The sequence below is a fragment of the Kitasatospora sp. NPDC057518 genome, from assembly GCF_042802075.1.
GTDB lineage: Bacteria > Actinomycetota > Actinomycetes > Streptomycetales > Streptomycetaceae > Kitasatospora.
Genome location: NZ_JBHVEU010000360.1, coordinates 1 through 9,125, shown reverse-complemented (window position 1 = coordinate 9,125; position 9,125 = coordinate 1). Strand labels below are relative to the sequence as shown.

The window sequence follows — 9,125 nt, the reverse complement described above, 5'->3', positions numbered from 1 at the left end:
GGTCGCGCGCGCCGGTGCCCGGGATGCGGTGGGGGAGTGCGGCTACTCCGGACGCTTCAGTCGGGTGATGAACTTGTAGCGGTCGCCGCGGTAGATGGAGCGCACCCACTCGACCGGGGCCCCGTCGTTGTCGAAGGAGTGCCGGGAGAGCTGGAGCATCGGCAGGCCGAGGTCGGAGCCGAGCAGGCCGGCCTCGCGCGGGTTGGCCAGGGTGGTCTCGATGGTCTCCTCGGCCTCGGCCACGGTGACCCCGTACACCTCGCGCAGCGCCGCGTAGAGGGAGGTGTGCTTGGCCAGGTTGCGGCGCAGGGCCGGGAAGCGCTTGGCGGAGAGGTGGGCGACCTCGATGGCCATCGGGTCGCCGTTGGCGAGCCGCAGGCGCTCGATCCGCAGCACCCGGCCGCCGGGCTTGATGTCGAGCAGCGGGGCGAGCCGGTCGTCGGCGGTGATGTAGCCGATCTCGATCAGCCGGGAGGCGGGCTCCAGGCCCTGGGCCCGCATGTCCTCGGTGTAGGAGGTCAGCTGGAGGGCCTGGGCGACCTTGGGCTTGGCGACGAAGGTGCCCTTGCCCTGGATGCGCTCCAGCCGGCCCTCGACGACCAGCTCCTGGAGGGCCTGGCGCACGGTGGTGCGGGAGGTGTCGAACTGGGCGGCGAGCGCCCGCTCGGGCGGCACCGGGGTGCCGGCGGGCTGGGTCTCGGTGAGCTGCAGCAGGTGCCGCTTCAGGCCGTAGTACTTGGGGACGCGCGCGGTCGGGTCGGTGCCGGCCTGCGTCGGGAGGCTGTTCACCTCGGGGTCGTTGACCTGGGCGGTGGATCCCCCGTCGCTGCTCATCGGACCTGTTCTCCCGCTTCTCGCGAGGCCTACGGCGACCCCGCCACATCGTTAACGGCTCACATCGTTGCATGTATGGCTACGGAACGAATACCTCATCACGCGATGAACGATGTGCGGTGTCGGCTTGATAACGGGTGGTCGAGATCGGTCGAACAGCCGTTGACAGGCCCATTGGTCTAGGCCAAGCTCCAGGCAGCTGGTCTACACCACTAGGCCGGTAGCTATGAATCCCCCCACCCGTTCGAAGGGGTCCGCGGCACCTTTCCCCCCGCTTTGTGTGGGTCTGCCGCTGCCGCCCGACGGGGGTAACCCAGGCATCCCTCAGGAGGATGGCGTAATGAAGCGTCAGCTCATCGCGGCGGTCGGCGTCGCAGCAATGGTCGTCGGCCTGGCGGCTTGCGGCTCGGACGGCAAGAAGAGCGAGGGCGACTCGGGGTCGCCCTCCGCCTCCGCGGCGGACAAGTACAAGGGCAAGACGCTCAAGGTCTGGACCATGACCGGCTCCGCCCCGAAGGGCTGGACCGACGCGGTCAAGACCGAGTTCGAGACCACCTACCCGGGCTCGAAGGTCGAGTACGCGACCCAGGAGTGGGGCGGCATCGGCGCCAAGATCACCGCCGCGCTGTCGGAGGGCTCGGTCGACGTCCTGGAGGTCGGCAACACCCAGACCGCCGGCTACGCCTCCTCGGGCGGTCTGCTCGACCTCACCAAGGAGAAGGCCGCCCTGGGCGGCGACGCCTGGCCCGCCAACCAGAACGAGTCCGCCGTCCTGGACGGCAAGCAGTACGCCGCCCCGTGGTACGTCACCAACCGCGTGGTCGCCTACAACAAGGACCTGTGGGCCAAGGCCGGCCTGACCGACACGCCGAAGACCCTGGAGGAGTTCTACAGCGACCTGGAGAAGCTGAAGACCACCGAGGGCGTCGTCGACCCGATCTACATGCCCGGCCAGGAGTGGTACGTCTACTTCGGTCTGCTCACCAGCGAGGGTGGCAAGATCGCCAAGAAGGACGGCGACAAGTGGGTCGGCGGCCTGGGCTCGCCCGAGAGCCAGAAGGCCTTCGAGACCTACAAGAAGCTCCAGGGCTACTCGGCCACCGGTCCGAAGGACAAGGACGAGGCCACCCCGCAGCAGAAGGACGTCTTCGCCCAGGGCAACGTCGGCGCCATGATCGGCCTCGGCTGGGAGCTGCCGGACGAGAAGGCCATGCCGAAGGACAAGATCGGCTACTTCGCGCTCCCCGGCAAGACCGCCGACAAGCCCACCGGCGTGTTCCTCGGTGGTTCGAACCTCGCGATCGCCTCGCAGAGCAAGAACACCGACATGGCCAAGGACTACCTGAAGATCGCCCTCAACGACAAGAACGAGGGTCTGTTCGCCGCCGCCGGCATCACCACGAACAAGCCCGCGCTGAACGCCAACATCCAGGGCGACTTCGCCAAGGCCGCCCAGCAGGGCGCCACCGTCGGCGCGATCACCCCGAACACCCCGAACTGGTCCAGCGTCGAGGACAACCCGAACCCGGTCAAGGAGTTCCTGACCGCTGTCCTCCAGGGCGGCGACTTCGCCTCCACGGCCAAGAAGTACGACGACGAGATCGCCAAGAAGCTCAACCAGAAGCAGTAAGCACCCGGGACCCGTCCTCGGCCCTCCCGCAGGCGGGAGTCCGGAGGCGGGTCCCAGCAGCGTCGTTCACCGGCCCCCGGCGGGGGGCCGGTGGGCGGCGCCTGTCCGTCGTGGCCAGGTTGTGAGGAAGTGAGAACGATGGCTGTGCATTCGGAGCGGGTGCAGACACAGTCCCCGGACCCAGGGAAGGCCGCTGTGGCCGGTCAAGAGACGAGCGCCTCGGGCGGCGGCTCGAAGGGCACCGCGCCGAAGGGCGCCAGATCCGCGGGCGGCCCCAGCCTGGGCTCACGCCTCGCGCCGTACCTGCTGCTGCTGCCGGCCACCGTGGCGACCCTGGCCCTGCTGGGCTGGCCGCTGCTCAAGACGGTCCTGCTGTCGTTCCAGAACCTCAACAGGCGCCAGCTGGTCCTGCACCTGACCGAGTGGACGGGCTTCGACAACTACAAGGAGCAGCTGACCGACCCGGAGTTCTGGTCGGTCACCGGCCGGACCATCGTCTTCACCCTGGTCAACGTGGTGCTGATCATGGTCGGCGGCACCCTGATCGGCCTGCTGCTGAACCAGCTCGGCAAGAAGATGCGGCTGGTGCTCCAGGTCGCGCTGCTGCTGGCCTGGGCCATGCCGGTGGTCGCCGCGACCACCGTCTACACCTGGCTGTTCGACTCCCAGTGGGGCGTCGTCAACTGGATCCTGGAGCAGCTCGGCTGGCAGTCGATGCACGGCTACAACTGGCTCAGCAACCAGTACTCGACGTTCTTCGTGATCATCCTGCTGATCGTCTGGATGTCGATCCCGTTCGTGGCGTTCAACATGTACGCCGGCCTGACCACCATCCCGAAGGAGCTCTACGAGGCGGCCCGGATGGACGGCGCCGGCGCGCGCAAGATCTTCACCGCGGTGATCTTCCCCAACCTGAAGCCGTTCTTCCTGGCCACGACCTTCCTCGAGGTCATCTGGGTGTTCAAGGCGTTCACCCAGGTCTACGCGGTCAACGCCGGTGGACCGGAGAAGCTGACCCGGACCCTGCCGGTGCACGCCTTCCTGGAGGGTTCGGCCGGCCAGCACTACGGCGTCGGCTCCGCGATCGCGGTGCTCACCATCCTGATGCTGGGCGTGCTGATGGCGTACTACTTCCGCATCATGATCAAGCAGGAGGACGAGCTGTGAGGCGCTCTCTCTTCGGACGTACCTGGCTGAACGTGATCGCGGCCGTCCTCGCCGTCTTCTTCGTGTTCCCCGTCTACTGGATGTTCGCGACCGCGTTCAAGCAGAACAGCGACATCATCAGCCCGACGCCGGTGTTCATCCCGCTCGACGCGACCTTCGAGCACTTCACCACCGCGGTCAACGCGCCGAACTTCTGGACGTACGTCCTCAACAGCGTCGTCGTCACCGTCGGCGCGGTGCTCGGGTCACTGGTGATCGCCACCCTGGCGTCCTTCGCCATCGCCCGGATGAGGTTCCGCGGCCGCAAGGCCTTCGTGCTGGTCATCATGATGGCCCAGATGGCGCCCTGGGAGGTCATGACCATCGCGGTCTACATCATCTCCCGCGACAACGACATGCTGAACAGCCTGGTGCCGCTGACCCTCTTCTACATGATGATGGTCCTGCCCTTCACCATCTGGACGCTGCGCAGCTTCATCGCCGCGGTGCCGAAGGAGCTGGAGGAGTCGGCCATGGTGGACGGCTGCACCCGCTCCCAGGCCTTCGTGAAGGTGATCTTCCCGCTGCTGGCCCCGGGCCTGATGTCGACCTCGCTGTTCGGTTTCATCACGGCGTGGAACGAGTTCCCGCTCGTCCTGATCCTCAACAAGGACCAGGGCAAGACGCTGCCGCTGTGGCTGTCGTCCTTCAAGACCGCCTTCGGCAACGACTGGGGCGCCACCATGGCCGCGTCCACGATGTTCGCCATCCCCGTGCTGATCCTGTTCGTCTTCCTCCAGCGCAAGGCGGTCGGCGGTCTGACCGACGGCGCCGTGAAGGGCTGAGTCCACGTGAGCATCCTCGTTCCCACCGTGCCGGACAGCGACCAGCTGCACGGCGACGCCCTGACCGTCCTCCAGCCCGGCTTCGTCGGCACCGAGCCGCCGGAGTGGCTGCGCCGCCACCTCGCCGCGGGCCTCGGCTCGGTCGCGCTGTTCGACCGCAACGTGGTCGACCTCGACCAGCTGTCCGCGCTCACCCGGGCGCTGCGCGCCGAGAACCCCGACCTCCTGATCGCCATCGACGAGGAGAGCGGCGACGTCACCCGGCTGGAGGCGGGCTCCGGCTCGTCCTGGCCGGGCAACCTCGCGCTCGGCGCGATCGACGACCCGGCGCTGACCCGGGACGTCGCCCGCGAGCTGGGCCGGGCGCTGGCCGCGGCCGGCGTCAACTACAACTGGGCGCCCACCGCGGACGTCAACTCCAACCCGCGCAACCCGGTCATCGGCGTCCGCTCCTTCGGCGCCGACCCCGAGCTGTGCGCCCGGCACACCGCCGCCTGGGTGGAGGGCCTGCAGTCGGCCGGCGTGGCCGCCTGCTCCAAGCACTTCCCCGGCCACGGCGACACCGCGGTGGACTCGCACCACGGCCTGCCGGTCATCGACGTCGACCTGGACGTGCTGCGGGCCCGCGACCTGATCCCGTTCCAGGCGGCGATCGCGGCCGGCACCAAGGCCGTGATGACCGCCCACATCATGATCCCGGCGCTGGACCCGAAGCTGCCGGCCACCCTGAGCCCGACCGTGCTGCGCGACCTGCTGCGCGCGGCCCCGGCCGACGGCGGCCTCGGCTACCAGGGCCTGATCGTCAGCGACGCGATCGAGATGGGCGCCATCGCCGACACCTTCGGGATGGGCGAGGGCACCGTGCTGGCCCTGGCGGCCGGCGCGGACGCGATCTGCGTCGGCGGCGGGCTGGCCGACGAGGAGACCGTGCTGATGCTGCGCGACGCCATCGTGGCGGGCGTGCGCTCCGGCCTGCTCGCCGAGGAGCGGCTGGCGGACGCCGCCGAGCGGGTCCGGGCGCTGGGCAGCTGGGGCCGGATCGCGGCCCAGGGCGAGCGGGTCGAGCCGGACCTGGCGGTCGGCCTGCGGGCCGCGCGCCGGGCGCTCAAGGTGGTCCGGGCGCCGGGCCAGGTGGTGCCGCCGGTGAGCGAGCGCCCGTACGTGGCCTCGTTCTCGGACGAGCCGAACATCGCGGTCGGCGACGTCACCCCGTGGGGCGTGGCCGGCATGCTGGCGGACCGCTTCCCCGGCACCCGCACCCGCGCGGTGTCGGCGGCCGAGGCCGCGCCGGAGCTGCTGGACGCCCTGGTCGGCGAGCTGCTGGCCGGCGCCGAGGGCCGCCGCCTGGTGCTGGTGGTCCGGGACGCGCACCGGCACGCGTGGATGTCCGCCGCGCTGCGCCGCCTGGTGGCGGCCCGGCCGGACGCCGCCGTGGTCGAGATGGGCCTGCCCCAGTCGGAGCCGGTCGGCGCGCTGTACATCGCCACCCACGGCGCCGCCCGGGTCTGCGGACTGGCGGCCGTGGAGGTCCTCACCGGGCAGCCGGGAGCGGTCGGCTGACACGATCGACGCGACGTCACCGGCGCTGTCCGGTGGCGTCGGTGAACGGGCCCGTCATGCGCATGTCGCATGGCGGGCCCGTTCTGTTTCCCCGCCGTCGACCCGGGAGACCACCGAGTGACCGTGTTCCCTCAAGCAGGCCTTAAATCCACCTTAAGACCTACTTAGGGTGACGGAACGACGACTGGCGGCCACGCGGTACAACGGCTCTGCAACGGCCGCCCCGACGAAGGCTTTTGGTCGTTGACACCACCTATGGTCTAGGCCAGAGTCCAGTCATCCGGTTCGAGATTCAACCTCGCCGGATGTGGTATCGGCCCTCCCCCAAGCTCTTCGCCGCCCCCTGTCCGGACTCTCCGCCACGGGCGCCAATCACGCTGCCGGCGGGCACAACGGCTCTACACCCCTCGGAGGATGGCGTGAAGAAGCGTCAGCTCATCTCGACGCTCGGGACCCTGGCACTGGCGGTCGGTCTGACGGCCTGTTCCTCGACGGCGAAGCCCTCGGGCGACGCCGGCGCGGCCGGTTCCGCGGACCCGAAGGCCGCCGGTGGCACCGTCACCGTCTGGCTGATGGACGACGCCCAGAAGAACTGGCCGGACCTGGTCCAGCGGGTCAACGACGAGTTCGCGGCGAAGTACCCGAACGTCACCCTCAAGCTCGCCTACCAGGGTTGGGCCGACAAGCTGGCCAAGCTCGACAAGGCCATCGCCGACGGCAGCGCCCCCGACGTGGTCGAGCTGGGCAACACCGAGACCATGAAGTACGTGCTCTCCGGCGCGCTGGCCCCGGTGGACCGCGGCACCTTCGACAACTCCGACAGCTGGATCAAGGCGCTCGCCAACACCTGTACGTACCAGGACAAGCTCTGGTGCGTGCCCTACTACGCCGGCTCCCGGGTCGCCATCTACAACTCCACCGCCTTCCAGCAGGCCACCGGCAGCGCCGACTTCCCGAAGACCGAGGCGGAGCTGCTGGCCGCGCTGGACAAGGTCGCGGACCGGAACAAGGCCGACAAGACCTTCTCCCCGCTCTACCTGCCCGGCCCGTACTGGTACGCCGCGATGAGCTACGTGGCCGCGTACGGCGGCGGCATCGCCAAGTTCGACGGCTCCGGCAACTGGCACGGCACCCTGCACGACCCCAAGTCCCAGCAGGGCATCAGCCACTTCGTCGACCTGGTGCGCAAGTACAACAAGGGCGACCTGGCGGTGAACGAGCAGAACCAGTTCGAGTCGATGGCCCGCGGGCACGCCGCGTCCTTCTACGGCAACGGCTACGAGGCGGCCAGCGTCACCGCGCCGGTCACCGGCGACCCGAGCCTCAAGGACGCCGTCAAGGTGGCCACCATGCCCGGCCCGGACGGCAAGCCGCTGCCGACCTTCATCGGCGGCTCCGACCTCGCCGTCACCGCCAAGTCCCAGCAGGTGGCGCTGGCCACCGACTGGATCCGGATGTTCACCAGCACCAAGTCCGAGCAGGCGCTGGCCGACAAGGACATCCTGCCGAACAACCTGACCCAGCTGAACCCGCTGAAGAGCAAGCCGAGCACCGCCGCCGCGGCCAACGCCGTCCCGGACGCCTGGTTCACCCCGCTGGCCCCCGGCTGGGGCGCGGTCGAGAAGCAGAAGATCATCCCGGACATGCTGACCTCGATCCTCAAGGGCAAGTCGGTGGACCAGGCCACCAAGGAGGCCGACGCCGCGATCGACCAGCTGATCAACAAGGCGTCCTGACCTCCCGTCGCGCCCGTCTCCGGACGCCCGTCCCGTCGTCGGAAGGGCGTCCGGAGGGGCGCGCGGGTGGGCGTGCGCGCGGGGCGCGCGGGTGTGCGGACGGAGGTGCCCGGCGGCGGGCGCGCCCGTAGGATCGTGGGACGAAGGACCGCAGCGAGTGTGCGGACTCGCCGCCTGGAGGTCCCCGCCGGGCAGCCGCCCGAGCGGGGTCGAACCGTCTCACCGGAGGCAGACCCAGATGTCCGACCCGCAGACCGTTCCCGTCCCCGGCCGGATCATGGCGGCGGAGATGGCCGAGCAGCCGGCCGTCCTCCAGCGCATCCTCGACGAGGGTGCCCCGAAGATCCGCGAGGTCGCCGCACAGATCGCCGCCCGCCGCCCGCGCTTCGTCCTGCTCACCGCGCGGGGCACGTCCGACAACGCCGCGCTGTACGCCAAGTACCTGATCGAGATCCTGCTCGGCAAGCCGGCCGGCCTGACCTCGATGTCCACCACCACCGCGTACGGCGCCAAGCCGGACCTCACCGACGTGCTGGTCGTCACCGTCAGCCAGTCCGGCGGCTCGCCCGACCTGGTGGCCTCCACCAAGGCCGCCCGCGAGGCCGGGGCCGTCACGCTCGCGGTGACCAACAACGCCGCCTCGCCGCTCGCCGAGGTCTCCGAGTTCCACATCGACGTGCTGGCCGGCCCGGAGAAGGCGCTGCCGGCCACCAAGACGTACACCGCCGAGCTGCTGGCGCTCTACCTGCTGGTCGAGGGCCTGCGCGGGGGCGACGGCGCGGCCGCCAAGGAGCTGCCGGGCCTGGCCGCCGGGGTGCTGTCCCGCCGGGCCGAGGTGAAGGCGCTGGCGGAGCGCTACCGCTTCGCCCAGCGCCTGGTGATCACCTCGCGCGGCTACGGATACCCGACCGCCCGCGAGGCGGCGCTCAAGCTGATGGAGACCACCTACATCCCGGCCACCCCGTTCTCCGGCGCCGACCTGCTGCACGGCCCGCTGGCGATGGTGGACAACGTCTCGCCGGTCATCGCGATCGTCCCGGACGGCAAGGGCGGCGAGGCCCTCCAGCCGGTGCTGGACCGGCTGCGCGGGCGCGGCGCGGACCTGGTGGTGGTCGGCCAGCAGGCGCAGGTGGACGCCGCCTCGGCCGGCTTCGCGCTGCCGGCCGGCGTGCCCGAGGAGGTGCAGCCGATCCTGGAGATCCTGCCGCTGCAGCTGCTGGCCTACGAGGTCACCATCGCCCGCGGCCAGGACCCGGACGCCGACTGGCGCGCCGCGGACGTCACCCTGGGCCCGCTCGGCTCCACCTTCACCGCCATCGGGCCCGGCGGGGTACGGGTGTCCGCCACCGCGCCGCTGCCCGGCCCGTTCAACGT

At 70.2% G+C, this 9,125-nt stretch carries 7 protein-coding genes; 6 read left to right on the top strand and 1 reads right to left on the bottom strand.

Annotated features, from left to right (window positions below; all coding sequences use genetic code 11):
- Positions 1-42: 42 nt before the first annotated feature.
- Positions 43-834: a GntR family transcriptional regulator gene (locus ACFU7Z_RS29430; RefSeq protein WP_049649420.1), complete on the bottom strand. Its 792-nt coding sequence runs from the start codon at positions 832-834 to the stop codon at positions 43-45.
- A 340-nt stretch (positions 835-1,174) separates the two neighbouring features.
- Here ACFU7Z_RS29430 and ACFU7Z_RS29425 point away from each other — a divergent pair, with 340 nt between their 5' ends.
- The 6 genes from ACFU7Z_RS29425 to ACFU7Z_RS29400 form a co-directional block, all read left to right on the top strand.
- Positions 1,175-2,464: an extracellular solute-binding protein gene (locus ACFU7Z_RS29425; RefSeq protein WP_380780781.1), complete on the top strand. Its 1,290-nt coding sequence runs from the start codon at positions 1,175-1,177 to the stop codon at positions 2,462-2,464.
- A 138-nt stretch (positions 2,465-2,602) separates the two neighbouring features.
- Positions 2,603-3,631: a carbohydrate ABC transporter permease gene (locus ACFU7Z_RS29420; RefSeq protein WP_049649422.1), complete on the top strand. Its 1,029-nt coding sequence runs from the start codon at positions 2,603-2,605 to the stop codon at positions 3,629-3,631.
- Positions 3,628-4,455, top strand: a complete 828-nt coding sequence (locus ACFU7Z_RS29415; RefSeq protein WP_049649423.1) for a carbohydrate ABC transporter permease — start codon at positions 3,628-3,630, stop codon at positions 4,453-4,455. Before ACFU7Z_RS29420 ends, ACFU7Z_RS29415 begins: the two co-directional genes overlap by 4 nt.
- Positions 4,456-4,461: 6 nt before the next feature.
- On the top strand, positions 4,462-6,015 hold the full coding sequence (locus ACFU7Z_RS29410) for a glycoside hydrolase family 3 protein (protein WP_380780779.1): 1,554 nt from the start codon (positions 4,462-4,464) through the stop codon (positions 6,013-6,015).
- Between the two features lie 419 nt (positions 6,016-6,434).
- Complete coding sequence (locus ACFU7Z_RS29405) at positions 6,435-7,751, top strand: extracellular solute-binding protein (RefSeq protein WP_259316730.1); 1,317 nt, start codon at positions 6,435-6,437, stop codon at positions 7,749-7,751.
- Between the two features lie 238 nt (positions 7,752-7,989).
- A partial coding sequence (locus tag ACFU7Z_RS29400; protein ID WP_380780777.1) for an SIS domain-containing protein occupies positions 7,990-9,125 on the top strand: 1,136 nt, incomplete at its 3' end.